This window comes from Aeromonas sp. 1HA1, from assembly GCF_029237385.1.
In the GTDB taxonomy this organism is placed as follows: Bacteria; Pseudomonadota; Gammaproteobacteria; order Enterobacterales; family Aeromonadaceae; genus Aeromonas; species Aeromonas popoffii.
Genome location: NZ_JAACGC010000034.1, coordinates 17,151 through 42,871, shown reverse-complemented (window position 1 = coordinate 42,871; position 25,721 = coordinate 17,151). Strand labels below are relative to the sequence as shown.

21 protein-coding genes and 3 tRNA genes are annotated in these 25,721 nt (G+C 59.2%); 9 read left to right on the top strand and 15 right to left on the bottom strand.

Annotated features, from left to right (window positions below):
• Window positions 1–356 precede the first annotated feature (356 nt).
• From GWQ22_RS12235 to GWQ22_RS12225, 3 genes are all read left to right on the top strand, one after another.
• Complete coding sequence (locus GWQ22_RS12235) at window positions 357–830, top strand: hypothetical protein (RefSeq protein ID WP_275930462.1); 474 nt, start codon at window positions 357–359, stop codon at window positions 828–830.
• 151 nt (window positions 831–981) lie between these two features.
• The gene (locus GWQ22_RS12230) at window positions 982–1,470 is read left to right on the top strand and encodes a hypothetical protein (RefSeq protein WP_275930461.1); all 489 of its coding nucleotides are present in this window, start codon (window positions 982–984) and stop codon (window positions 1,468–1,470) included.
• Between the two features lie 297 nt (window positions 1,471–1,767).
• Entirely contained in the window at window positions 1,768–2,649 is an 882-nt protein-coding gene (locus GWQ22_RS12225; RefSeq protein ID WP_209418506.1) for a tyrosine-type recombinase/integrase, read from the top strand.
• Window positions 2,650–2,667: 18 nt separating this feature from the next.
• Here the strand turns inward: GWQ22_RS12225 and GWQ22_RS12220 are convergent.
• The 11 genes from GWQ22_RS12220 to GWQ22_RS12170 form a co-directional block, all read right to left on the bottom strand.
• Window positions 2,668–2,754 (bottom strand) — tRNA-Leu (locus GWQ22_RS12220).
• 41 nt (window positions 2,755–2,795) lie between these two features.
• Window positions 2,796–2,869: transfer RNA gene (locus GWQ22_RS12215), tRNA-Cys, on the bottom strand.
• Between the two features lie 35 nt (window positions 2,870–2,904).
• Window positions 2,905–2,980 (bottom strand) — tRNA-Gly (locus tag GWQ22_RS12210).
• A gap of 182 nt (window positions 2,981–3,162) precedes the next feature.
• The gene (pgsA, locus tag GWQ22_RS12205) at window positions 3,163–3,717 is read right to left on the bottom strand and encodes a CDP-diacylglycerol--glycerol-3-phosphate 3-phosphatidyltransferase (protein ID WP_042036538.1); all 555 of its coding nucleotides are present in this window, start codon (window positions 3,715–3,717) and stop codon (window positions 3,163–3,165) included.
• Between the two features lie 243 nt (window positions 3,718–3,960).
• Window positions 3,961–5,814, bottom strand: coding sequence for an excinuclease ABC subunit UvrC (gene uvrC / locus GWQ22_RS12200; protein ID WP_275930460.1), 1,854 nt, complete (start codon window positions 5,812–5,814; stop codon window positions 3,961–3,963).
• 129 nt (window positions 5,815–5,943) lie between these two features.
• On the bottom strand, window positions 5,944–6,588 hold the full coding sequence (uvrY, locus tag GWQ22_RS12195) for a UvrY/SirA/GacA family response regulator transcription factor (RefSeq protein ID WP_042036535.1): 645 nt from the start codon (window positions 6,586–6,588) through the stop codon (window positions 5,944–5,946).
• 211 nt (window positions 6,589–6,799) lie between these two features.
• Window positions 6,800–7,579, bottom strand: a complete 780-nt coding sequence (gene kdsB / locus GWQ22_RS12190) for a 3-deoxy-manno-octulosonate cytidylyltransferase (RefSeq protein ID WP_275930459.1) — start codon at window positions 7,577–7,579, stop codon at window positions 6,800–6,802.
• Window positions 7,576–7,764 (bottom strand): Trm112 family protein, encoded by a 189-nt coding sequence (locus tag GWQ22_RS12185; protein ID WP_042036532.1) that lies wholly within the window; start codon window positions 7,762–7,764, stop codon window positions 7,576–7,578. The genes kdsB and GWQ22_RS12185 overlap by 4 nt, the downstream gene beginning before the upstream one ends.
• A 197-nt stretch (window positions 7,765–7,961) precedes the next feature.
• Complete coding sequence (gene lpxK / locus GWQ22_RS12180) at window positions 7,962–8,957, bottom strand: tetraacyldisaccharide 4'-kinase (RefSeq protein WP_275930458.1); 996 nt, start codon at window positions 8,955–8,957, stop codon at window positions 7,962–7,964.
• Window positions 8,957–10,726, bottom strand: a complete 1,770-nt coding sequence (msbA, locus tag GWQ22_RS12175; protein WP_275930457.1) for a lipid A ABC transporter ATP-binding protein/permease MsbA — start codon at window positions 10,724–10,726, stop codon at window positions 8,957–8,959. The genes lpxK and msbA overlap by 1 nt, the downstream gene beginning before the upstream one ends.
• 269 nt (window positions 10,727–10,995) lie before the next feature.
• Window positions 10,996–13,263 (bottom strand): DNA internalization-related competence protein ComEC/Rec2, encoded by a 2,268-nt coding sequence (locus tag GWQ22_RS12170; RefSeq protein WP_275930464.1) that lies wholly within the window; start codon window positions 13,261–13,263, stop codon window positions 10,996–10,998.
• 27 nt (window positions 13,264–13,290) lie between these two features.
• Here GWQ22_RS12170 and GWQ22_RS12165 point away from each other — a divergent pair, with 27 nt between their 5' ends.
• Window positions 13,291–13,809, top strand: coding sequence for a DUF2062 domain-containing protein (locus GWQ22_RS12165; protein WP_042036528.1), 519 nt, complete (start codon window positions 13,291–13,293; stop codon window positions 13,807–13,809).
• Window positions 13,803–14,297, top strand: a complete 495-nt coding sequence (locus GWQ22_RS12160; RefSeq protein ID WP_212514149.1) for a DUF2062 domain-containing protein — start codon at window positions 13,803–13,805, stop codon at window positions 14,295–14,297. The genes GWQ22_RS12165 and GWQ22_RS12160 overlap by 7 nt, the downstream gene beginning before the upstream one ends.
• Before the next feature lie 238 nt (window positions 14,298–14,535).
• On the opposite strand, the gene GWQ22_RS12155 is transcribed toward GWQ22_RS12160, so the two are convergent.
• The 3 genes from GWQ22_RS12155 to GWQ22_RS12145 all read right to left on the bottom strand — a co-directional run bounded on the left by GWQ22_RS12155 (window position 14,536) and on the right by GWQ22_RS12145 (window position 18,102).
• Window positions 14,536–15,726 carry an amino acid aminotransferase gene (locus tag GWQ22_RS12155; protein ID WP_275930456.1) on the bottom strand — a complete coding sequence of 397 codons (1,191 nt, stop codon included), beginning with the start codon at window positions 15,724–15,726 and terminating at the stop codon, window positions 14,536–14,538.
• Window positions 15,727–15,871: 145 nt separating this feature from the next.
• The gene (locus tag GWQ22_RS12150) at window positions 15,872–16,813 is read right to left on the bottom strand and encodes a hypothetical protein (protein WP_275930455.1); all 942 of its coding nucleotides are present in this window, start codon (window positions 16,811–16,813) and stop codon (window positions 15,872–15,874) included.
• A 221-nt stretch (window positions 16,814–17,034) separates the two neighbouring features.
• A complete protein-coding gene (locus tag GWQ22_RS12145) occupies window positions 17,035–18,102 on the bottom strand; it encodes a porin (RefSeq protein WP_275930454.1) in 1,068 nt (355 codons plus the stop codon).
• Between the two features lie 381 nt (window positions 18,103–18,483).
• Here GWQ22_RS12145 and dinG point away from each other — a divergent pair, with 381 nt between their 5' ends.
• Both dinG and GWQ22_RS12135 read left to right on the top strand, forming a co-directional pair.
• Window positions 18,484–20,556 (top strand): ATP-dependent DNA helicase DinG, encoded by a 2,073-nt coding sequence (dinG, locus tag GWQ22_RS12140; protein WP_275930453.1) that lies wholly within the window; start codon window positions 18,484–18,486, stop codon window positions 20,554–20,556.
• 179 nt (window positions 20,557–20,735) lie between these two features.
• Window positions 20,736–21,395 (top strand): DUF2057 domain-containing protein, encoded by a 660-nt coding sequence (locus GWQ22_RS12135; RefSeq protein WP_108536171.1) that lies wholly within the window; start codon window positions 20,736–20,738, stop codon window positions 21,393–21,395.
• Window positions 21,396–21,644: 249 nt separating this feature from the next.
• Here the strand turns inward: GWQ22_RS12135 and ylqF are convergent, their stop codons facing one another.
• Window positions 21,645–22,595, bottom strand: coding sequence for a ribosome biogenesis GTPase YlqF (ylqF, locus tag GWQ22_RS12130; protein WP_275930452.1), 951 nt, complete (start codon window positions 22,593–22,595; stop codon window positions 21,645–21,647).
• A gap of 332 nt (window positions 22,596–22,927) precedes the next feature.
• Between ylqF and GWQ22_RS12125 the strand changes: the two genes are divergently transcribed.
• Both GWQ22_RS12125 and GWQ22_RS12120 read left to right on the top strand, forming a co-directional pair.
• Complete coding sequence (locus GWQ22_RS12125) at window positions 22,928–24,319, top strand: alkaline phosphatase (RefSeq protein WP_275930451.1); 1,392 nt, start codon at window positions 22,928–22,930, stop codon at window positions 24,317–24,319.
• An 11-nt stretch (window positions 24,320–24,330) separates the two neighbouring features.
• Window positions 24,331–25,716: an alkaline phosphatase gene (locus GWQ22_RS12120; RefSeq protein WP_275930450.1), complete on the top strand. Its 1,386-nt coding sequence runs from the start codon at window positions 24,331–24,333 to the stop codon at window positions 25,714–25,716.
• Window positions 25,717–25,721 lie beyond the last annotated feature (5 nt).

Genomic DNA, 25,721 nt, shown 5'->3' with positions numbered 1-25,721 from the left:
CGAACAGGGATTGCAGGCTGGAGCTCACTCTGGGAAGGCTGGCAAACACTGCAAAGTAAACTGGACGGCTTTATTGCCGCCAAAGAGATGATGGCTTCGGGGATCAAGATCTGATCAAGAGACAGGCTATGCAGTCTAAAACTAAAAGGCTATGTTGACCTGCCTGAATATCTATCAATAAGTCCAATATTACTCGGCACTAAAAGTCTCAACTCATATCTTGATGGTATTATTTCCAAGTGGAATAACAGTAATAGCCTTTTCAAAAGCAGGGTTGCGGCTGATCTAATCAGTCATACAACTACACACCCATTAGATGACACATTGTACTGGTTAGAATAAGGTTAGGAGGAAATATGAAGCTTAAAAGATGGCTAGAGAATTGGGATATGACATCCTTAAAAATAAAGGCACCATTTCTTGAGATGGATTGGTCTCCAAAGGATGAAGATAAGGAGGCAGCGTGGGAGATGTACATAGAACTCTTAACCAGAGTAACGACCCAGAGCCTATCCAATAATACTGGTAATGAAGATGCCGCTCTGAAAAGCGTACACAGCCTTTTCGCTATAACTAGGGATATAATTAAAAAAAATGGTCGCCACTGTATAACATTTACAAAAATTGCTGTTGTAGTGTTAAATCAAGTTATCCGACCATTTACATCGAAATGGCACAGAGCCTCGATAGAAGGTGCTTTTAGTGATGCCGACAGATGTGCTGAATTCAGAATGGAGCTTAAGGCACTCCAGATCATCTTAATTAAATATACCAAAATGTTGGCTGATATGGCTGATGTGGAGGATCTAACTTCTCTCGAGGGTGAGTAGTCTCAGCCACTTAAAAGGCGTGGCTACTCATTCAGAACATGATTGCCACAAGATTCATGTTTAGTTGGGATAGCCATACTTTTTCATATCAATAACGGCCCTTCCTTCAACGCAATTGGCCCCCCATCCTCTGGGACAGGAGGGCCACGCCATGCAACAACTTCAACTGACCATCGACCAGGACAGCCAGCTACTTAACGACCTGGTCAGCACCGTGCGCTCCCCCACCCTTTCCCGATCGGCCAAGCTCGCCGAGTTCGGTCGCATCCTGGCTCACTTCGATCTGCCTATCGAAGCACCCAGGGTTACCGGCCAGCTCTGGAGTGCAACCGAACTGGGCAAAGAGTTGGGGGTCAGCGCCCAGGCCATCGGCAGGTTAGCCAACCAGCACCAACTCAAACGCCCGGCGTTCGGGGAATACCGCCTTGACCAAGCGGTGAGTAGCAGGAAACAAGTCGAATGCTTCCTCTACAACCGAGCGGGCCGGGATGAAATCACCAGATTGACGAGGACCAACGAGCATGAAAAACCAGCTAGTCGTAAGCGATCAGGAGATCGAGCAGCTTACGGGGTACAAGCTACCATCGAAACAATGCAAGGCGCTGGAGAAAGCCGGGATCCGGTTCCTGCGCCGCCCTGATGGCCGCCCATCCACCACGCGAGAGTGGCTGACCGGTAGCGCAAGCCATCACCCTGCAAACAATGATCGCGATAACGGCTTTAACCTTGAGGCGCTTTCCTGATGGCAAGGACAAGATCCAACCCAGCAGACAACTGGTTACCACCACGTTGTTACATCAAGGGTCCTAGCATAGTGTTCCGCCCCGTAGGGGGCGGTTCAATCAAGGTGTGCGCAGCCACAGTAAAGCAGTCAGAAGTCTGGGCCGCATACGAAAAACTGATTGACCAGCGAGTGGCCACGCACACAGTGGCTGCCATGATCGACGAGTTCTTCCTATCTGCAGATTTTGCCGACCTGGCAAAGAACACCAAACTGGACTATCGAAAGCACAGCAAGCCGGTGCTACTGGTATTCGGAAAAATGGCGGCCGACGCTGTAGAGCCGAAGCATGTCAGGGCATACCTAGACAAACGAGGACTCAAGAGCCGGGTGCAGGCAAATAGAGAGAAGGCTTTTTTATCCCGGGCGTATCGCTGGGCATATGAACGAGGGCGGGTAAAAATCAACCCATGCCAAGGAGTAAGACAGTTCAAAGAGAAAGCGCGAACCCGCTACATCACAGACACGGAATACCAAGCTGTTTACAACCTTGCCTCACCCATGATCCAGATCGCTATGGAACTCTCTTACCTCTGCGTGGCGCGCAAGGGGGACGTTCTTGTCATGCGCTGGGAGCATGTACTTGATGATGGAGTGTTTATTCAGCAAGGGAAAACAGCAGTCAGGCAGATAAAGATGTGGTCACCCAGGCTCAAGACGGCCATTGAAGCAGCCGGCAAGCTGGCGAAACACAGTATTGCAGGGTTCGTATTGTCTAAGCCGGATGGGCAGGCTTATACCAGCAATGGGTTTGATGCTGCTTGGCGCAATACAATGCTGCGGGCAAGAGAGATAACAAAGATGCCGCTCGACTTCACCTTCCACGACATCAAGGCGAAAGCAATTTCAGATCTGGGTGGTTCAAGTCGGGATAAGCAGCAGATAAGCGGACACAAAACAGAGGGGCAAGTGCAGGTGTATGACAGGTCTATCAAGCGCGTGCCTACGGTGGAAACAGCCAGGAAAAAAGTGGCTGATATTCCCTCGGCATATTCCCCCGATATTCCCCAAGGGGTTAAGGGTGGGAGTGGAAGCTAGGTAAGTCTTTGATTTAAATGGTGCCCGAGGCCGGAATCGAACCGGCACGACGCGAACGTCGAGGGATTTTAAATCCCTTGTGTCTACCGATTTCACCACTCGGGCACCGCAACCGGTATCAAGTCCGCGTGGCGGGCTTGTCTATATGGAGGCACGTTCCGGAGTCGAACCGGACTAAACGGATTTGCAATCCGCTGCATAACCGCTTTGCTAACGCGCCATGCAAAAGAGAGTTGGCTCTCTATTGTCTGAATTTGGAGCGGGAAACGAGACTCGAACTCGCGACCCCGACCTTGGCAAGGTCGTGCTCTACCAACTGAGCTATTCCCGCATTGGTCTGGCTGACTGCCTGACTACGAGGACGCATTCTAGCGATGTTCCTCGCCCAGTCAACCAAAAATGTTTAATACCCTGATCGTTCGGGTGTTTTTTACCCTTTCACTGCACTTTTACCACTCATGATCGTTTCCCTGCCCCAACGACGGGGAAACGATGCTTTATGCCAGGCAGACACTAGAAGCGGGAGTGGTAGGTCAGATCGCCCCAAGCGGCCTTCATGTACTGGAACATGGACCAGAAGGTAAGCACAGTGGCCACATAAAGCAGCACGTAGGCGAGCCATACCATCCAGATGTCGTACTGCCAGATGAGGCCGGTGAGCGACACCATCTGGATCATGGTCTTCCACTTGCCAATCCAGCTGACAGCCACCGAGGAGCGTTTGCCGAGCTCGGCCATCCATTCACGCAGGGCGGAGATGATGATCTCGCGGCCAATCATGGTCATGGCGGGGATGGTGACCCAGATGGTGTTGTAGTGTTCGACAATGACCACCAGCGCCGCCGCCACCATGATCTTGTCGGCGACCGGATCGAGGAAAGCGCCGAAGGCGGTGGACTGGTTCAGCTTGCGGGCAAGGTAGCCATCAAACCAGTCGGTCGCAGCCGCCAGAATGAAGACGAGGGCCGCCGCCAGATAGGACCACTGATAGGGTACATAGAACAGGATGACGAAGACGGGGATGAGCAAGATCCGAAAAAACGTCAGCAGGTTAGGAATATTTGTCATTATTTTCAGCCACTTCTTGTATGCCGCTACATGGTAGCCCCAAGCCGATCACGGATGCAACCGGACTGGCGCCCGCCTTGGTCTATTAATCCATCAACAACCTCAGGATGCGGGCCATTATGGCATTTGCGGGCCCCCTGCGTCACGGCTCTTGTGCACCCCGAGGCGGGATTACGGCCACGATTCAGAGCTAATTGGATGAGCTGGGTTGAATGCCGAGTGCTCTGAGCCCAGCCCCCCGGCTCAGAGCGAGTGCAGTGCATCATGAATGGACTGGGCCAGCTCCTGGCTGATGCCAGGTACCTTGGCCAGCTCATCCACCCCGGCCTTTTTCACCTCCTGCAGCCCGCCCAGATATTTGAGCAGTGCCTGACGACGCCTGGGCCCCACCCCCGGAATATCCTCCAGAGTACTGGTGGTGCGCGCCTTGGCTCGTCTGGCTCGGTGGCCCGTGATGGCAAAACGGTGAGATTCATCACGAATATGCTGAATAAGGTGCAAAGCGGGCATATCTGCCGGCAAGTGCAGCTCTTCGTGGCTCTCCCCCATGATCAGGGTCTCCAGCCCCGCCTTGCGAGTCACCCCCTTGGCGATGCCCACCAGCAGCGGATATTTGCCGCCGAGGAACTCCAGCTGACGGGCCAGGATCTCCTCGGCGCGGCGCAGCTGGCCCAGGCCGCCGTCGATAAACAGCACGTCCGGCACCTTGTCCGGCTCCTGCAGCTTGCCAAAGCGCCGCTCCAACACCTGCTCCATGGCGGCGTAGTCATCCCCCCCCGTGATGCCGTCGATATTGAAACGGCGGTATTCCGAAGAGAGCGGTCCCTCCCGGTTGAACACCACGCAGGACGCCACGGTGCGCTCCCCCATGGTGTGGGAGATGTCGTAACACTCCATGCGGGCGATGGGATGCTCCAGCTCCAGCAGCTCCTCCAGCTGGCTGAAGCGGGCCGTGGTGGTGCTCTTGTGGGCGAGGCGCGAACGCAGCGCCGTCTGCGCATTGATGGAGGCGAGCTTGATGAAGCGGGCCCGCTCGGCGCGGGTACGGCTCACCACCCGCACCTTGTAACCGGCGGTCTGGCTCAGGGTCTCGGCAATCACGCTCTCGTCCTCGAGGGCCACGTCCAGCAGCACCTCGCTCGGGATCTGCCTGCCCCCCTGCCCCGACAGATAGAACTGCAGCAGGAAGGATTGCACCACCTCCTCGAGGGGCGTATCGCTCGGCACCTTGGGGAAATAGCTACGCGAGCCGAGCACCTTGCCCTGACGAATGAAGAGCACATGGATACAGGCCGCGCCTTGCTCGAATGCCACCCCCACCACATCCAGTTCATCGAGTACGTTGCCACTCACCGACTGCTGCTCGGTCACCCGGCGCAGCGCCTGGATCTGATCCCGGTAGCGAGCCGCATCTTCGAAGCGCAGATCGCCACTGGCGGACTCCATCTTGCCCACCAGCGCCCCTATCACCTGCTGATTTTTGCCCGCCAGAAACAGCTTGGCCAGCTCCACCTGCTGGGCATATTCCACCTCGCTCACCAGCCCCGCCACGCAAGGGCCAGCGCAGCGCTTGAGCTGATAGAGCAGGCAGGGACGGGTACGGTTGGCATAGACAGCATCCTCACACTGGCGCACCGGGAAGATCTTCTGCATCAAATGCAGGCTTTCGCGCACGGCGCCGCCCGAGGGGTAAGGGCCGAAGTACTCCCCCTTCACCTTGCGGGCGCCGCGATGGACGCCGATGCGGGGGTGCTGGTGCCCTGTGATAATGATCCAGGGGTAGGATTTATCGTCCCGCAGCAGCACGTTGTAGCGCGGCTGGTACTGCTTGATGAGGTTGTGCTCGAGGATCAGCGCCTCTGTCTCCGTGTGGGTCACCATCACCTGGATATCGGCGATCTGGCGTACCAGGGTGTGGGTCTTGATGCTGTCGACCCGGGTGCGAAAGTAGGAGGCGAGCCGTTTTTTCAGATCCTTGGCCTTGCCCACATAGATGACGGTGCCACCGCTGTCATACATGCGGTAGACACCGCTCTGGTGAGTCACGGCACTCAGAAAGGCCTTGCTGTCAAAAAGGGGCTCGGGAGAAAGGGTCATCAGCTACTCAGCTCAACACAAAGGGGCGAAAACGATAGAGATCAACATCAACGGGGAGAGCATACTGCGCCAGGCCAGCGAAATGCAAAAAGGCGGCACCCGCCGCCTTTTTGACTCCCCGCCACCCGCTTACAGGGTGTCGGCGTCCAGCATGCCATAGCGAATGGCCAGATGGGTCAGCTCCACATCACCGTTGATGTTGAGCTTGCTGAACAGGCGGTAACGGTAGCTGTTGACCGTCTTCGGGCTCAGGTTCAGCTGCTCGGAGATGTCGGTCACCTTCTGGCCCTTGGTGATCATCATCATGATCTGCAGCTCGCGCTCGGAGAGGGACTTGAAGGGATTTTCATCCGCCGACGCAAACTGGCTGAGGGCCATCTGCTGGGCGATCTCCGGGGAGATGTAACGCTGGCCCGAGTGCACCAAGCGAATGGCGTGGATCATCTCGTCCGGGGCGGCGCCCTTGGTGAGATAACCGGCGGCACCCGCCTGCATCACCTTGGTGGGAAAGGGATTTTCTGAATGAATGGTCAGCACTATGATGCGCACATCGGGCCGGATCCGCAGTATCTTGCGGGTCGCTTCCAGGCCGCCGATGCCCGGCATGTTCATGTCCATCAGGATCACGTCTGGATGGTGCTGACGACAGAAGGTAACTGCAGCTTCCCCGCTCTGCACCTCGCCCACCACCTTGATCCCGCGGACATCTTCCAAAATGCGTCTTATCCCTGTACGCACCAACTCATGATCATCGACCAGGAATACATTTATCACCCAAACACCCCGTTTTTTATCTCGTTATATGCCAGTTAGGGTTAACACGGCGTCTTGCATCATAACCAAACTCGCTGGTTTGGCAAACCATGGGCGGGAAAAGTTTGAAAGTGCTCATAAATGACGTTTGTAATCAAATAATTATGTAAGGATTCAACACAAAAAACGGCGCCCGCAGGCACCGTTCAGAGTCACATCGGTGGTGCTGGCATCAGTTCGCCAGCAGCGCACGCACCTTGTCTAGATCGGCCTGGGTATCCACCCCAACCGGCGGTGCTTGCAGCGCCTGGGCAACGTGGATCTTCTCCCCGTACCAGAGCACCCGCAGCTGCTCCAGCGCCTCAACCTGCTCCAACACGCTCGGTGCCCAGTCCACATAGCGCTGGATAAATCCGGCGCGATAGGCGTAGATGCCGATATGACGCTGATAGTGGCCGCCAATCTGCTCGTGGCGCCCAACAGCGCGATCACTGGCAGCAAAGCGATCCCTGTCCCAGGGAATGCAAGCGCGACTGAAGTAGAGGGCGTAGCCATCCTTGTCAGTCACGACCTTCACCGCGTTGGGATTGAACGCCTCCTCCGTATCCTCGATGGGCACAGAGAGGGTAGCCATGGGTGCCGTCGCCGCGGCCAGGTTATCGGCCACCTGACGTATGATGGCTGGCGGAATGAGCGGCTCATCCCCCTGCACATTGACGATGATGGTATCGCTGGCAAAGCCGTAGTGGCGGCACACTTCTGCCAGACGCTCGGTGCCGGACTGGTGATCCTGCGAGGTCATGCACACCTCAAAGCCTGCGAGCGCGGCGCAGGAGGCCAGCGCGCTGCCTACCCGCTCGTCATCGGTGGCGACGATCACCCGATCCGCACCGGATTGCAGGGCCTTTTCCACCACGTGCTGCACCATGGGCTTGCCATGGATGTCTGCCAGCGGCTTGCCCGGCAAGCGGGTGGAGGCGTAGCGGGCAGGAATGATCACCACGAAACTCATGACGGCATCTCGTCGCTATTAAGATGACGGGCGCGATTCTCCAGCAGCACAGGGATCCCCTCCTCCAGCGGATAGGCCAGCTTGTCGAAACGGCAAACCAGCTCGTGTACGGCCTTGTTGTAGTGCAGCTTTCCCTTGCAAACCGGGCAGGCGATGATGTCGAGCAATTTGATATCCAGTGCCAAAACGAAACTCCTTCAACGATGTCGAGCAAGCGACTATCTCGAGCGGGCCAGGATGCCGGGCACGCTATGATGTCGAGCCATTAATAGTCTAAAAACGTGAGCCAACTCGCGGCTCCTTCCACTCTGTCGAACGTGCCATGATGCCGGACAAGCCAGCATGCCGCCCTTCAGTGTTCAGAGCCGGCAGCGGGCGCCCTTCAGTGTTCAGAGCCGGCAGCGGGCGCCCTTGCAAGATTCAATTTCTGCAACAGACTGTCGAGCAAAGAGGTAGGCAACTCGGCACTGACCGGCAGATACCACCAGTTTTCCAGCGCAAATCCCCGACACTTGACCGCGTCTTTTTCGGTCATCAACAGCGCCCGCTCGCCGAAGCGGGCGAGCAATTCATCCCGCTCAAACACTTGATGATCCGCATAACCGACGCTCTGCTGAAGCTCATAACCAAGACTGGTCAGAGTGGCGAAGAAACGGGGGGGATGGCCTATACCGGCCAGGGCATCCACAACGCGTGGCAAGGGCCCGCTGGCGGGCACGTCATCGCGCACCCGGCGCGGCACATCGGCCACCAGCCGCATGGGATACTCCCCTCTGGCTGGCGTACCGCCGTTGCAGAGGATGGCATCCACCCGTTTAAGCCGGGTCACGGGTTCGCGTAGCGGCCCCATGGGTAGCAGGCAGGCGTTACCAAAACGGCGTACCCCGTCCACCACCACCAGTTCGATGTCGCGTGCCAGTCCATAGTGCTGCAGGCCGTCATCTGTGATGATGATGTCCACCTCGCCACCTTGTTCCAGCAGACGCACCGCATCGGCCCGCTTCGGTGCAACCACCACGGGACAGCCACAGCGACGGGCGATCAGCACGGGCTCGTCACCCGCCTGCGCCGTGCTGCTGTTGGCATCGAGCCGGTAGGGATAATAGGGCGCCTTGCCACCATAGCCGCGACTCACCACCCCGGGCCTGAACCCGCGGGCTTGCAACTGTTCCACCAGCCAGACCACGACCGGGGTCTTGCCGTTGCCACCCACCGAGATATTGCCCACGACGATCACCGGCAGACTGGCCCGATAGGCCTTGAACCAGCCACGCCGATAGGCGACGCGACGGGCACCGCTGATAATGGCAAACAGCAGGGCAACAGGGGCCAGCAACCAGCGCCAGCGGCTCTGGCCATACCAGAGTTGCTGCAGCATTAGCCCTTGTTACCCGCAGCAACGTTACCAAACTGGATGGCGCGCAGCTGGGCATAAGTGCCCTGGTTGGCCATCAGGACTTCATGGTTGCCACGTTCGACAATATGACCCTCGTCGATCACCAGGATCTCGTCCGCCTTCTCTATGGTGGAGAGGCGGTGAGCGATCACCAGCGAGGTGCGCGCCTTGCACAGCTCGTCGATGGCAGCCTGGATGTGACGCTCGGACTCGGTATCGAGCGCCGAGGTCGCCTCATCCAGCAGTAACACGGGGGCATCGCGCAGCAGGGCACGGGCAATGGCAATACGCTGACGCTGACCACCGGACAGTGACGCTCCGTTCTCACCAACCACGGTCTCGTAACCCAGCGTCATCTTGCTGACGAACTCGTCGGCATGGGCAATACGGGCCGCCTGCTGGATCTCTTCCAGGCTGTAGCGCTCTTCCGCCGCATAGGCGATGTTGCTGGCGACCGTGTCGTTGAACAGGTGCACGTGCTGGGAGACCAGAGCGTACTGTTTGCGCAGCTCGCTCAGGCGGTACTCGCGAATATTGACACCATCCAGCAGGATCTCGCCCTGCTCTACGTCGTAGAAACGGGTCAACAGGCTGGCGATGGTGCTCTTGCCGGAGCCGGAACGCCCCACCAGGGCCACGGACTTACCCGCTTCCACCTTGAAGCTGACGTTGTTCAGGGCCGGCATGTCCTTGGTCGGGTAGGTGAAGGTGACGTTGCGAAACTCGATCTCGCCACGGGCGCGATCCAGGGTACGGGTACCGGTATCCTCTTCCGGGGAGGTGTCGAGCAGACCGAACAGGCTCTGACAGGCAGTGATACCGCGCTGGAACTGGTTGTTCACGTCGGTCAGACTTTTGAGTGGCTTGAGCAGCATCATCATGGAGGTGACCATGACGGTGAAGGTACCCGCAGTCAGGGTCGCCTTGACCGAATCTATGGTGGCCACGTAGAGGAACACGGCCAGGGCAATGGAGGCCACCATCTGCACGATGGGGCTGCCGATAGCATCGGCGGCGACCATCTTCATGGTCTGCTGGCGCATGCGGTTGCTGACGCAGAAGAAGCGTTTCTCTTCGACCTGCTGGCCACCGAACATCAGCACCTCTTTGTGACCCTTGAGCATCTGCTCGGTCGAGGTGGTGATGTCACCCACAGCCTGCTGGATGTGGCGGCTGATCTTGCGAAAACGGCGGCTGATGAGGCCAATCAGAATGCCCACCAAAGGGCCCACCACCAGGAAGATCACCGACAACTGCCAGGAGTGCCAGAACATAAGACCGAGCAGACCGACCACAGTTGCCCCTTCCCGCACCAGCGAGACCAGCGTTGAACTGGCGGCAGAGGAGACCTGGCTGGCGTCATAGGTCACCTTGGCCAGCAGGTTGCCGGTGTTCTGGCGGTCGAAGAAGCTCATGGGCGTGGCCATCAGGTGGCGGAACACCTGCTGTTGCAGTCGCATCACAACATGGTTGCCGACCCAGGCCATGCAATAGTTGGAGAGGAAGGTAGCGCAGCCACGCAGGGCAACGATGCCGAGCACGAAGAAAGGCATCCATTTCAATACGTTACTATCATTGCCATTGAGGCCCTGATCGATCAGTGGCTTGATGGAGTAGACGAAGGTGGTATCCACAGCGGCATAGCCCAGCATCCCTATGATGCCGCCGACCAGACCCAGCTTGCGATCCCGGACATAACCGAGCAGACGCTTGAAAATGGGCCAGCTGTCTTGTGAGGTTTCTTGTTGCATGAATAGCCGTTAATAAGGGAAATGACGGGGTATTCTAGCCAAAGCTTGGGCATCCACCAAGCACCGCCATCTCGAGAGCCAGAGTCAGAATGGGAAATGACGGATTAATGCCCTCGCCAACACTTGCGCATCCACCCAGCATCGCCATCTCGAGAGCCAGAGTCAGAACGGGAAATGACGGATTAATGCCCTCGCCAACACTTGCGCATCCACCCAGCATCGCCATCTTGACAGCCAACACCCGGTTCCATACAGAGGGAGAGGATGGATTATTTCCTGACCGGCTCCGGGTCAGCGGCCCCTCGCAGAAACGGATCCGGGCGGGACATAACAGAGGGTGGCGTGGGCCAGCCCACGGGACGCCACCAGGCGCCGCCCCGGCGATACCAGGGACCATGGTCGCGCTCGGCGCGAATGCCAAGTCCGTCAGCCAGAGGTTCAACCAGGATGGCGCCATCCAGCCCTGTGACCCACTGACTGGCCTGCCGATACCGGGCCACCACCTCGGGACGGGGAAAGCCCCACTGATTAATAAATCCTGCGCTATGCACCACATAGCGGGCATTCACCGCCGTGACGAAAGCCGGGGTAGACGAGGTGCGGCTGCCATGATGAGGGCTCACCAGCAGAGTACTGGCCAGCTCGCCCCGATCCAGTGCCAGCAGACGGCGTTCAGCCTCCTGCTCTATGTCCGCACTGAGCAGGATGCGCCGGTTGCCGTCGCTTATCTGCAACACGCAGCCGTCGTTGTTGTGGCCACGCCCCGGCTGCTCGGGCCAGAGCACGACAAAATCGAGCCCCTGCCAGAGCCACCGCTGGCCACGACGGCACAAGGTGGTGAGCTTGCCAAACTCGAACGAGGAGAGCTCATGACGCACCGGTAGCGCCCGCAATATCGCCCGGCGGTTGCCGGCGTGATCCCTGTCCTTGTGGCTGATGATGAGATAATCCAGCACCTGCACATCGAGCCGGTTGAGCACCGGCAGGATAGCGGCATCCGCCATGTTGTAGCCACCGGGATAACGATCCCCGGTGTCATAGAGGATGCCGCGCTCCCCTCGGGTGATCAGCACAGACAAGCCCTGCCCCACATCCAGCACCCGCATTTGCCAGTGCACTGGCGTGGGCCAGGCAGCGAGCAAAAGGGCCGCGACCACAGGAATAAGCAGCGGGCGCGCCCCCGGCACGTGCCAGGCGCCCCAGAGCAGGGTCAGCAGGGCGCTCACCGGCATCACCCAGCCCGGCACCGGCCACCAGAGCTGCCACTGACTGGCCAGTTGCGTGAGCACCCACAACACCCACTGCAACCCCAGATCCGCCAGCCAGAACAAGCCGTGGGCCAGCCAGCCCCAGAGTGGCGCCAGCAGGACGCCGATCAGCGCCAGCGGAATTATCCCGATGCAAAACAGCGGCAACGCCAGCAGGTTGAGCAGGAGCGCCAGCGGCGCTATCCCCTCGAACAACGCCAGTTGCAGCGGCAGCAAGCCGATCAGCAGCAAGCCTTGCAGCCGCACCAGACCGGGTTTTGCCTCCATATAACCCGCCGCCAGTAGCAGGGCTACCGCCATAAACGAGAGCCAGAAGCCGGCCGAGTAGAGGGCAAAGGGATCCCACAACACCAGCACCACGAAGGCCCACAACCAGATGCGATAAGCGGGCCACTCTCGCCGGCACCAGCGCAGCAGGCTCCACACCAGCACCATGATGAGGGCCCGCTCCGTGGCCACCGCAAATCCCGCCAACCAGCTGTAGACAGCGGCAAACAACAGGGCGACCAGTATGGCCCCGCGTAACCCGAACAGCCGCCCCAACCACCAGCCCAGCACAGCCACCAGCGCGATGTGCTGGCCCGAGATGGCGATAATATGGGTCAGTCCGCTGCCGCGAAACAGCGTCCACTGCTCATCCGTGATACCGCTCTGCTCGCCAAAGGTGAGTGCCGACAACAGGGGAGCATGGGTCAGCCCCTGCCAACTGGCGGCGGCCTCAGCCAGCCAGCGCTCTCGCAAGCCCGGCGCGGCGGCTTGCGTCTCGATGATGCGGCGCAGGTTACCGGTGGCGGTGATCCCCTTGCCCAGCAACAGACGCCGTCCATCCATTCCCGCCTCGTTGGCCAGCCCATGGGCCGGTTTAAGAGAGACCACCAGCGTCATCCGGCTGCCCGCCGGCAGCGCGGGCAGGGCCTGGTAGGCGTTGATCCTGACCAGCGGCTCAGGGGTCAGCGCCTGGCCATCAAGGGATGCCACCCGCAGCAGCAGCCGGACAAATTTATCGCCCTCGGGCTCTGCACTTTGCAAGCGTGCGGTTATGATATGGCTCACCTGCGCCTCCAGCTGATCCAGCCAGGCGAGCCGGTACTGCAAACTGACCTGCATCCAGAGGATGCCGAGCAGCAGAAACAGCAGACGCCAGCAACGATAACAGGCGAGGGGGAGCGCGATCAGCAGCATCAGGCCCCCCCATTCCCATGAAGGTAACCATGGCCAGAGTAACGAGGAGCTTGCCCCCAGGGCAAACGACAACAAGCGCAGATCCATGGTGCAAGTATTTAGCAAGGTTTCAATATGCCCAAACGACTCATAAAACGCTGGATGCCTGATCAAGAGAGACTCAAGGAACACAAGCACTTACGGCTGTTCGGCAAGTTGCTGCTCGATGCCAACCTGTGGCATCTCAACCGGCGATCCGCCGCTGGCGCATTCGCGGTCGGCCTCTTCATGGCCTGGATCCCCCTCCCCTGCCAAATGTTGCTGGCGGCCGGTGGTGCCATCGTCTGTCGGGTCAATCTGCCCCTCTCCGTCGCCCTGGTCTGGCTCTCCAACCCCATTACCATGCCGCCCCTGTTTTACTGCGCCTACCTGACTGGTTGTCAGTTGCTGGGCCAGCCTTCCCAGCACATCAATATCGAGTTCACCCTGGCCTGGTTGGTGTCGGTATTCGAGACCCTGGCCCCGCCCTTGCTGCTGGGTTCACTGGTGCTCGCCTTGCTGAGTTCGCTGATAGGCTATGCCTTGATCCGCACCTTCTGGCGCATCAGCACGGTACGCCAATGGCAAAAGCGCAAGGAAGCGCGGACATGCTGAGCCCGTGGTTTGCCCGTTTCAAGATAGATCCGGACACGTTACGCCAACAGAAGTGGTTCGCCCTGTTTGGTGACCGCCTACTGGCACCCGCACTCTGGCAGGGGGGAACACGGGCCCTGAGTGGTGCCGTGGCAGCGGGCCTCTTTGCCTGCTGGATCCCGGTCCCCATGCATTCGCTGATCGCCGTCGCTCTGGCGTTGGCCTTCAGCCTCAACCTGCCGCTAGCCCTGCTGGCAGTCTGGTTCAACAATCCGGTGACGCTCCCTTTCATGTATTTCTATGCCTACCGCACCGGCTGCCTGGTGCTGCACAAGACGCCGGAGCCGTTTCATCTCACCTGGTCCCTGCACTGGCTGGAACACGAAGCCATGACCCTGGTACCTCCCTTCCTGCTCGGCAGCCTCTTGCTGGCGGTGCTGACCGCCGCCAGCGGCGCCGCCCTCACCCTGCTGCTGATGCAACTGGCCAAGCTGGCGCGCGCACGCTGACCGACCCCTTGTCAGGACCCCCTTGTCCTGACAAGGGGTCCCCTCATGTCCCCCTCCCTTGCCCGTCATGGCCAATCGCCACCCCCTCATCACCGGGCGACCGGCCCGGGCAAAACCGTCACCCTGCAGGTGCTGGTGTTCTTGTTCGATGAGAATACCGATGAGGTGCACACAGCAGGAACGAAAAAGCCCGCCAGGGATCCTGACGGGCTTTTATCACAGAGTAATGATGGCTCGCTTACAGCACCTTGACGATGGCCTCGCACAGAGGATCGATGTTGGCGCGGGTAATACCGGCTACGCTGATCCGGCCTGAGCCGACGATGTAGATGGCAAATTCACTCTTGAGGCGCTCCACCTGATCTTTGGTGAGACCGGAGAAGGAGAACATGCCGTTCTGCTCGCGGATAAAGCTGAAATCCTGGCTCACGCCGAGGGCAGCCAGCTTCTCTACCAGCAGCTCGCGCATCTCGCGAATACGCACCCGCATGGCGGCCACTTCTTCGACCCACTCGGCATAAAGAGCCGGGTCACTGACGATGGTAGTCACTACGGCAGCGCCGTGTGACGGCGGGTTGGAGTAGTTGGCACGGATGACAGTCTTGACCTGGGTGAAGGCCACATCGGCGATCTCTTTGGTCGCGCTGACCAGGGTGAAGGCGCCGACCCGCTCGTTGTAAAGGCCGAAGTTCTTGGAAAAAGAGCTCGCCACCAGCAGCTCGTTGTGGCACTCGGCGAAGATGCGCAGACCCTCGGCATCCTCTTCAATACCTCGGGCAAAGCCCTGATAGGCAAAGTCAAACAACGGCAGCCAGCCAGCAGCAGCACTCTGCTTGGCCAGGGCGCGCCACTGCTCGGCAGTGGGGTCGATACCGGTCGGGTTGTGGCAGCAGCCGTGCAACAGCACCAGCTCACCTGGCTGCACTTCGGAAAGCGAGGCCTGCATGGCGGCAAAATCGAGCCCCTTGGTCGCGGCGTCGTAGTACTTGTACCATTTCACGGTCAAACCGGCGGCCTGGAACACGCTCACGTGGTTGGCCCAGGTGGGATCGGAGATCCAGATGGTCTTGGCCAGACCGTTGCGCACCACGAACTCAGCGGCAATGCGCAGGGCACCGGTACCACCCGGCGCCTGGGCCGTCTTGGCACGACCGCTGGCGATCAAGGCGGAGTCCTGCCCGAACAGCAGTTGCTGCACGATGCGGCCGTATTCGATATTGCCTTCAATACCGAGGTAGTTCTTGGTCTTCTCGTCGGTGAGCAGCTGCTGCTCGGCTTGCTTGACGCGGTGAAGGATAGGGGTGGCACCGGTCTCATCCTTGTAGATCCCGACCCCCAGATTGATCTTGTGGCTGCGAGAGTCAGCGCGGAAGGCTTCGGTCAGGCCCAGGATCGGATCCGCTGGGGCGGCAACAACCTTTTCAAACATGGTATTCCCTGTATTCCGTTGAGTTCGTTGGGTGGCAAAGCGGCTTGTTAAACAAAAGCGCTCATCTGGCGAGCGCTTCGTCAACTCTTTATATCATCGTGCTTCATGGGGGAAAACCGCTTTCTCACCAACATCTGCGGCAATATCAACCGACCGCATGCCACTCTGACGCCAGTGCGCACACCTCGGCGGACAAACCACCATTGGACTCAACCAAGCCGCTACAAGCTGCTAACAAAGGCTTGGGGATCCGGCTCGGTTCCCAGGGGCGACCATCACCCAACGGCTGGGCATAGGCCGACACTATGGGGGAAAAAGCAGTTGGCAACCACCAGCTGGCCGGACGGCCCAACCGCTGGGCCAGCGTCAGTGTCCGATCCACCCCGGCAGGATCGAAGGAGGTAAGGTGGCTCCACTGCACATTCGGCGGCAGGGCGGCCACTACCTGTTGCAAAGCAACTTGCGCCGCCATGGGCGCCCATACCAGCAAAGTGCCGGGATCAAGGGGCAGCTCGGCAAAGGCGCCGACGCTGTCGGTGGTGATCACCCGCTCGATGTTTCCCTCTCCCCAGAGGATCTTGCCAAGACCCGCCAGGGTTCGCTCAGGCAGGGCCACCTCGCCGAGTGCCTGCAGCCAGGGCGCCGCATCGATCAGGGTACCACCGCAGAAGAACAGGCTGAAGGGCTGCGGCGCACGCAAGCGCAACAGCTGATCGGCGCAGAGCCCAATGCCCTTGTCCTCGAAATCGATCTGCTCGTTTGGGCTGAACGTTGCCCCTGATTTGCGATAGAGCGCCGCCAGCACCCGTTCGTTGACCTGCTCGCCCAACTGCCAGCCCTGAGCGTGCAACCACTCCTCGGGCTCGGGGGGAGCGGTGGCGATCTCGGCCAGCATCAGCTCGCGGGTCAGATAGCGCCGACCGGCAGGGGTCAGCTCATAGCTGTGATTGCCAAGGGCGAGCAGCAACCGGTTGTCCTTGAGCAGGCCCACCAGCGGCAGATACTGGCGAGCCCGGATCACCAGGGGGGAGTGATCCAGTAGCTGGCGGGCCAGTTCCCGCCAATGCGGGTGACTGAAGTCAATCAAGCGTCATCCTCCCCTGTTTGTCGAACGTCCTTCAACGAGTTGAATAATCTAGCGATTCACTGGCAAAGAGCCAAGGACAAAAAAGAGACAACGTGAGCTGGCGCAGCATCAACGCGAGGAAAAAATACAGAGCAATAGAAGAGAAAAGAGGCGGGGATAGATAAAACAAAACGGCCAAGCAAGCTTGGCCGTTTATCAACTAAATCAGCACTAGGGCTAGATTAGAAGTTGTATTGCAGGGCAACAGTCCACTCGTCGTCCAGATTGTCGATACCCTGGATTTTGTACTCGGTGTACGCCTTCAGCTTGGAAGTGAAGTTGTACTGAACACCCAGCAGGAATTCATCAACCTGGTCTTGGTACTCTGCGCCAGCAGCGCTGGAGTTAACCTTGACTTCTTTGAAGTTGTAGCCAGCCAGCAGGGTCCAGGCATCAACGTTGTAAGAAGCGGCCAGCTCGTAACCACGGCCCTTGTCTTTGTCACCACCAGTGGAGCTGTCATAGCTCAGGTCGCCGCGGGTGAAAGCACCGGCGAAGTAGAAACCGTTGATGGCGTAGTGTGCGCCCAGTGCCCACTCTTCCTTGTCACCGGTATGGTTGTTTGAGGTGCTTTCCAGGTCGGAATAGGCATAACCAGCGTTCAGACCCAGACCGAAGTCGAAGTCATAGCCAGCAGCAGCGGCATAACCGTAGTTACGCTTAACATCCGGACCATAAATGGCAACTTCTTTGATGCCCTGACCCATGTCAGTCACTTTGACGGCTTTGTCATCATTGGTCTGATAGGAGAGCTTGCCCTTGAAACCACCAATGGCGTTGGAGTAGATGATCTGGCCTTCTTGACGACCGTCGTAGAAGTTACCTACGTTACCCCATTCGTTGAAGATATCGGTCGGTTCCAGCACGTCGTAGAACGCGGTATCGGTCTGACCGAAGATGATCTTGCCGTACTGGGTACCGTCGAAGCCAACATAGATATGACGGGAGTCAAACTTGTTGTCGGAGTTTTCAGCAGAAACTTGCCACTCGGTCTTGGCGATACCGGACCAGGTGTTGTTCAGAGCAACTTTACCGGACCAGCCCAGACGGGAGGAACCAATCAGCTCACCATCAACGTCTTTGTAGCCAGAAGCGTCATTAGCATCAGCTTTGTTGTGCTCACCGTAGTAGTTAGCCTGAACACGGCCGTATATGTCAAAAGTGGTACCGTCTTTGTCATAGATCACTGCAGCGTTAGCGGCAGATGCAAACAGAGCCGGGATAGCAATAGCCAGAATTGTCTTTTTCATAGTTTCCAATGCCTACTGTAATTAAACACTAAGTTGTTGTTATTCCCTGTGTTAGCGATGTTCTTTGCATCACTATGCGATCGAGACTAGCACCGGGTTTTCCAATCCGCAATGAAAAAACTTGGAACTTCTTACGAAAAGCATGGTCATAGCGGAAAATTTGTGACCTGAATCGCACATTGTTTGCACCTTTTGGGAAAACGTTTACAGCGATAATGGCTGGCTTTAGTGGCCTATTCTGGTTAATTATCGCTCAGTAACGAGGACTCGCCTTATAAATAGAAGAAGAGGTCTGATCTGTGCGTTGCACCATGCCTCGACCCGGGTTGGCAGTTACGGGTATCCTGTCCTTCTTCACCCCCCGCAACGGTCTTTTCTTTCATGCTGTCTACCCGCCTCAAAGCCGCCATTCGCAATACCTATCGTCAAATCGCCGATGGGTTACCCGGTTTTGTGCCGCGCAAAGAGCAGAATTTTCTGGTGGCGGAGATCGCCAAGACCCTGACAGGGGAATATGACAAGCAGCGTCGCATCCTGGTGGCAGAGGCAGGCACAGGCATCGGCAAATCCCTCTCCTATGCCCAGGGCGCCATCCCGGTGGCGCGCCTGACCCAGAAGAAGCTGGTGATCTCCACCGCTACCGTCGCCTTGCAAGAGCAGCTGATCCACAAGGACCTGCCCTTTTATCACCGCCACAGCGAGCTGCCATTTCGTTTCATGCTGGTCAAGGGGCGTCAGCGCTACTGCTGCGAACATCTGCTGGAGCAGGCCGCCAATGGCGCCGAGATGGCTAACTTCGAGTTCAACTTCGAGGCGCTGAGCAAGCACAAGCCGTCAGATTCTGACAAGGAGCGTTATCAAGCGCTGTGGCAAGCCTATACGGACGGGAAATGGGATGGCGACCGGGACAACTGGCCCAAGCCCATCCCGGATCTGTGCTGGGATCGCATCGCTGCAGACCGCCACACCTGCAACAAGGCGCTGAGCCATCATCAGCACTGCCCCTTCCACCGCGCCCGCAACGACATGGATGCCGCCGATGTGCTGGTGGTGAACCATGCCCTGTTGCTCTCCGATCTCACCATGGGCGGAGGCATCATATTACCCCCCCCCGATGAGTGTCTCTATGTGCTGGACGAAGCTCATCACCTGCCCACCATAGCCCGGGATCACGGCGCCGCCTCGGCCAGCGTCAAGGGCTCTCGTCGCTGGTTGGAGAAGCTGGTACAGAGTGCCGGCAAGCTGGCCAGGACGCTAAACAAGGACAGCCTGCTCGATCCGCAATTGAAGCTGCAGGATGCGCTGGCTTCCCTGCAACCGGATCTGAAAGCACTGGAGCAGTGGCTCGGCGCCAACGACCGGCTGTTCAATGGTGAGGCACACTATCGATTCGCCGAAGGTGTGCTGCCAGACCCCCTGCCCATGCTGGCGGAAAACCTGAAAGAGACGAGCAAGAAGGCGCTGCGGGCACTGGACAGGATGCAGGGCGCCATCGGCGAGGCGTTGAAGGATGGCGAGATCCGGCGCAAGGAGGCCGAGCCCCTGCTAGCGGAAAGCGGTTTTCACCTGCAGCGGCTGGAGAGTTTCTGTGCCCTGTGGGAGATGCTGGGACGCCATGTACCCGAGGGCAAGACCCCGCTCGCCCGCTGGATGGCCAAAAGCGACGATGGCGACATCTGGTTGCACGCCTCCCCCATCGAAGTCGGGTATCTGCTGGAGGAGTGGCTCTGGTCCAGGTGTCTGGGCGCCGTGCTGGTGTCGGCCACCCTCACAGCCCTCTCTTCGTTCAGCTATTTTCGCCACCAAGTCGGGCTGAAAGAGCACGACGGCACCCGCTATCTGCGTTTGCGCTCCCCGTTTGACTACCAGAAAGCCGAACTCTATCTGCCCAGAATGGAGCATGAGCCCAGCTCCCCCGCCTTCACCCAGGAGCTCATCAGTGCCCTGCCCCGCCTGCTGGCAGGCAAGGAGGCGAGCCTGGTGCTCTTCTCCTCCTACCGGCAGATGAACGAGGTGGCGGTGGGACTGCGAGCCAAGGGCCTCTCCTTGCTGGTGCAGGGAGAGGCTTCCCGCAATGCCCTGCTCACCCTGCACAAGCAAAAGTGCGACGGCGGCCAGGCCAGCATTCTGTTTGGCACCGGCAGCTTCTCTGAGGGGCTGGACTTGCCTGGCCACTACCTCACCAACCTGGTGATCACCAAGCTGCCTTTTGCGGTGCCCAACTCGCCGGTGGAAGAGGCCACCGCCGAGTGGGTCGAAAAACGGGGTGGCAATCCCTTCCTGCAGCTGACAGTGCCGGAGGCTTCCCGCAAGCTCATTCAGGCCTGCGGCCGCCTCATTCGCAAGGAGGCGGACAGGGGCCGGGTCACCATACTCGACCGGCGTCTGCTGACCAAACGCTACGGCAAGGGGCTGCTCGATGCGCTGCCGCCATTCAGCCGCCGGATTGAATAAGGTCTTGCCCCCTGCGGGAGAAGATCCGGCTGGCCCACACCCCTTTTGATACCCAGAAAACGGTGGGTTGTCGGGCCAATACCTGGCGTCATAAACGCCTATTGCTGCCCTTGGGCAAACCTGTAAAAATGACCCCCTGTTTTTCAGTAGGCACTCGCCTGACTGTTCAAGGAGATGAAATGAAACTGACTGTTCTGGTGCCGGCTCTGGCTGGTCTGTTGTGGGCAGGTAGCGCCCTGGCCGATGCCCAATTGGAAGTCACCAACCCCTATGTCGTCCAGCTGATCGATGGTCAGCCTATCAATCCCAAGCTGCTCGACAAGTCCAGCACCTACCCCATCAAGGCGGGTGATCATCAGCTGGTCGTCGCCTTCGAAGGCAATTACTCCAGCCGCAGCGACATCAAGCTGGTGACCGCCGAGCCGCTGGTGATCAACTTCACCGCCGCCGACAATCAGAAACTGGTGCTGGATTACAAGAAGCCACGCAACGAAACCGAAGCAATACAGTTCGTCAAGGATCAAAAAGTGGTCCTGAAAGACAAGAGCAGCGGTCAAATCGTGGCCAGCGAGCAGTTCGTGCTGCCGAAAGTCGAAGGCTTCCAACTGACCCGTGACTACCAGCAAGAGCTGCTGGGTATGGGCAAGGCCTTCAACCAGCCGACTACGGTCGCCGTCTCCAGCGCCGCCGTCATGGCCGCCGCCAGCGCGCCGGTCCAGGTTGCCCCGAGCAAGGCTCAGAGCAACCCGGAAGCCCTGACCCAGCTGCAGAGCTGGTACAACAAAGCCGATACAGAAACCCGCAAAGCGTTCCAGATCTGGGTCATCCAGCAGCAGTAACGGCGCAGTGAATGCCATCTTGTACAAGAAGGGGAGCCTGGCTCCCCTTCTTCATATCCGCCGTTGAGGCGGCGCGCACGCGCCTTGGCTGAAGCCATTTTCCTGGCCCCATCAAGCAAGAGGCGACCCCGGGGTCGCCTCTTGCTTGATGGGGCCTTACTCTTCTCTTGGCTCGACTTGGCTCGTCCGGATGGCTCGACACCACCCGGTAACGCTGCGCCAGTCGACACCGGAGTAACGGCTTGATATCTACTTTTGACGCTTTCGGGCGTACTTGCGGCGGGCACGAGCCTGACGCTCATCTTCATGCTCGGCCTTCTCCTTGGCCTTCTGCGCCGCGTCCTCTTCGGCCGCCACTATCTCGGCGCTCACCATCTCCGGGGTTTCCAGTGAGATGCGCCCCAGCATGCCGGAGCGGAACTCGTTCACCAGGATCTCGGACGCCTTGTGCAGGTCGGCCAGGCCGCCTTTGCGCATGAAGGCGCGCTGGCGGGCGATCAACTCCAGCAGCTCGATCTCCGTTTCCGGCAGCTCGGCTATCTGGTAGCGGGCCTTGACGCGCTCCGGATAGGCCTTGATGAAGTAATCGGCGGCAAACATGGCGATGTCGGCATAGTCAAATACCGTGTCCTTGATGGCTGCGGTGATCGCCAGCCGATAACCACAGGAGGGCGGGTTGAGCTTGGGCCACAAAAAGCCAGGGGTATCGGTCAGGACGACGTTGTTATCGAGCTTGATCCGCTGCTGGGACTTGGTCACCCCCGCCTCGTTGCCTGTCCGGGCTATGATGCGCCCCGCCAGGGTATTGATCAGGGTGGATTTGCCCACATTGGGAATGCCCATGATCATGGCCCGCACGCCGCGCAGCTCCAGATTGCGCTCCGGCAGCATCTCGTGGCACAGGGTCAGCAGCTGCTTGATCTTCTCCGGCTCCTGCTGGGTCAGCGGCAGGGCCTTGATCCCTTTCTCTTTTTCCATGTGGGCCACCCACAGCGCCGTGATCTCGGGGTCGGCGAGATCCGCCTTGTTCAGCACCTTGATAACAGGGGTATCGCCACGCAGCTCGGGCACCAGTGGGTTTTCGCTGGAGAAGGGGATGCGGGCATCGAGCATCTCTATGATGACATCGACCTGTGGCATGACCTCGGCAATCTCTTTGCGGGCCTTGTGCATGTGGCCGGGGAACCAGTTGATGGACATATCCGTTACTCTCTGTAGGGGCTGCGGGCGCTGGCTTGCTATGGAACGAGCGGCGGGCAATGGCGGACGTCAGGCGTCGCAAGGGGGCGTATTTTACCTGCTGATGCCCGGATTTGACAGGTCATTCTAGCCCCATGAACGTAAACCCCCAACGCGCGAGCGCCCCTTGCCACCAGCACAAGCCCGCGTTTCATTCGACTGGTCTTTGCAGATAACTGATTGATACAACATAACATTCAAGTCTTGTCTTCACCGGATTGTCATCGATAACCACTAAAAGTGTCATCTGATCCCTTTAGGCTTCGCTCAGGTTTTACAAGGAGCGAACCCCAATGAGAAAAATGGCAGGACTTGCATTGATGATCGGCGCCGCCCTGGCCGCCGGCTGCAACTCCAACAACGACAGCGACACCCCAGAGTCCGGCGCCAAAAACGTCATCTTCTTCCTCGGTGACGGCATGGGCCTCAACACCCTGACCGCGGCCCGCATCTATGGCGTAGGAGAAGAGGGCAGTCTTACCATGGATACCCTGCCGGAGACTGCCTTCATCAAGACCTTCTCCCACGACTCCCAAGTCACCGACTCGGCCCCCTCCATGGCGGCCTACATGACCGGGGTCAAGAGCAACAACGGTGTCATCAGCATGGATGGCGATGCCACCTATGAGAGCGACTGCAGCAAGAGCGCCGGTAAGCCGGTCACCACACTGCTGGAGCTGGCCAAGGCCGATGGCCGTGGTACCGGCGTGGTGACCAGCACCCGGGTCACCCACGCCACCCCGGCCGCCACCTATGCGCACATCTGCAACCGGGATCTGGAAAATGACATCGCCGTCCAGCTGGTGCCGGGCGGCGTCGGTTACAACGGCACCCTGAAAGAGGGGCTGGATGTGGTGCTCGGTGGCGGCAGCAGCTTCTTCCTGCCCTTGGCCGACAAGGGCAAGCGGGAGGATGGCCGCAACCTTATCAGCGAGATGCAGGCCAAGGGCTACCAGTTCGCCAGCAATCTGGACGAGCTGAACAAGGCCGAGGCGGGCAAACCGCTGCTGGGGCTGTTTGGTGCAAGCCACATGAAATATGACCTGGACAGACCGGCCAGCGAGCCGTCGCTGGCCCAGATGACCCTGGCTGCCATCAAGCAGCTCAAGGATAAAGAGAAGGGCTACTTCCTGATGGTGGAAGGGGGACGTATCGATCACGCCCTGCACGACACCAACGCCAAACGCGCCCTGCAAGATACCCTCGCCTTCGACAACGCCATCAAGGCCGCTATCGACGAGGTAAAAAAGAGCGATCCCGAGCTGAAAAACACCCTGATAGTGGTCACCGCCGACCATGACCATACCCTGGTACTCAACGGCTATGCCAAACGCACCGGCAAGACCACGGCTGACAATCCGGGCGTGCTCGGGCTGGTGAGGAACTACGAGACCGGCGAACCGAGCAAGGATAGCGATGGCATGCCCTACACCATCATCGGCTTTGGCAACGGCTACAACCGGGTGGATGGCCCGCGCAGCAACGTCGCCGCGCTGGATGACGCCACCGTCTCCGCCAACGACTATCACCAGGAGGTGGTGGTCAAGGTGGGCGAGCTAGGCAACGAGACCCATGGCGGCACCGACGTCTTCCTCGGCGCCATCGGCCAGGGAGCGGACAGCTTCCACGGTTCACTCGATAACACCGCCGTCTTTGGCAAGGTCAAGGCTGCAGCCGGGCTGTAAGGAGCATTACCATGAAAAGCACCACCCCATACCACAACACCCTCGTCTGCACCGCCCTGCTCACCGCCCTCGGCTCCTTTGCCCAGGCCCAGGCCAGCGATGCCAAAAACGTCATCCTGTTTATCGGTGATGGCATGGGCCCCACTGTGCTCACCGCCACTCGTCTGTTCAAGGTGGGTGAAGAGGGCAACCTGGAGATGATGAAGCTGCCACGCAGCGCCCGCATCAAGACCTTCTCCAACGATGCCCAGACCACGGATTCGGCCCCCTCCATGGCGGCCTACACCACGGGCGTCAAAATGAACAACGAGGTGATCGCCATGAGCAGCGACACCAAGGCCGTCGCTCCGGCCAAAGATGCCAACGGCAACAAGGGCATCAACAACTGCACCAGCGACAACGGCTCGCCTGTGCCCAGCATACTGGAGCTGGCCAAAGCGGCGGGCAAGTCGGTCGGCGCCGTCACCACCACGGAGCTGACCCACGCCACCCCGGCGGCGACTTACGCCCATATCTGCCACCGGGATGCCGCCTATGCCATCGCTGCGCAGGCGGTGCCGGGCGGGGCTGGCTTCAACGCCGCGCTCGGGGACGGGGTGGACGTGCTGATGGGGGGCGGTGCCAATCACTGGACCCCCTACAGCGCCAGCAACAAGGGCGGCCGTGCCGATGGCCGGGATCTCACCGCCGAGCTGACCGCCCAGGGGTACAGCTATGTCACCACCCAGAGCGATCTGGCCAAGATAAGCAGTGGCAAGCTGCTCGGCCTGTTCAGTCCTAAATCCCACCTCGACTACGAGCTGGACCGCGTCGCCAAGGGGGCGGCCAATACCCAGCCATCCCTCTCCGAGATGACCGCCAAGGCGATCGATCTCTTGAGCCAGAACAGCCAGGGCTACTTCTTGATGGTGGAAGGGGGGCGCATAGACCATGCCCTGCACGGCACCAATGCCAAGCGTTCCCTCACGGATGCGGTAGCGCTGGATGACGCGGTCAAAACGGCGCTGGGCAAGGTGGACTTGAGCGATACCCTGATCGTGGTCACCGCCGACCACGACCACACCATGACCATCAACGGCTACTCCGCCAAGGGCAACAAAGTGCTGGATCTGGTCAAGAACGCCGACGGCTCGACCCAGAACGACGTGGATGGCAAACCCTTCACCACTCTGGTGTTCGGTAACGGTCCCAACCGCCCGGCGGTGCGTCCTACCCTCACCAGCGATGAGGTGATGAGCGACGACTACCTGCAGGAGACCGGCGTCAAGCTGGGCTCCGAGACCCACGGCGGCGGCGATGTGATGCTGTTCGCAGACGGCGCCGGCAGCAGCCGTTTCAAGGGCACGCTCGACAATACCCGCGTGTTCGGCAAACTGCGGGAGGCGCTCGGCCTGTAAGCTGC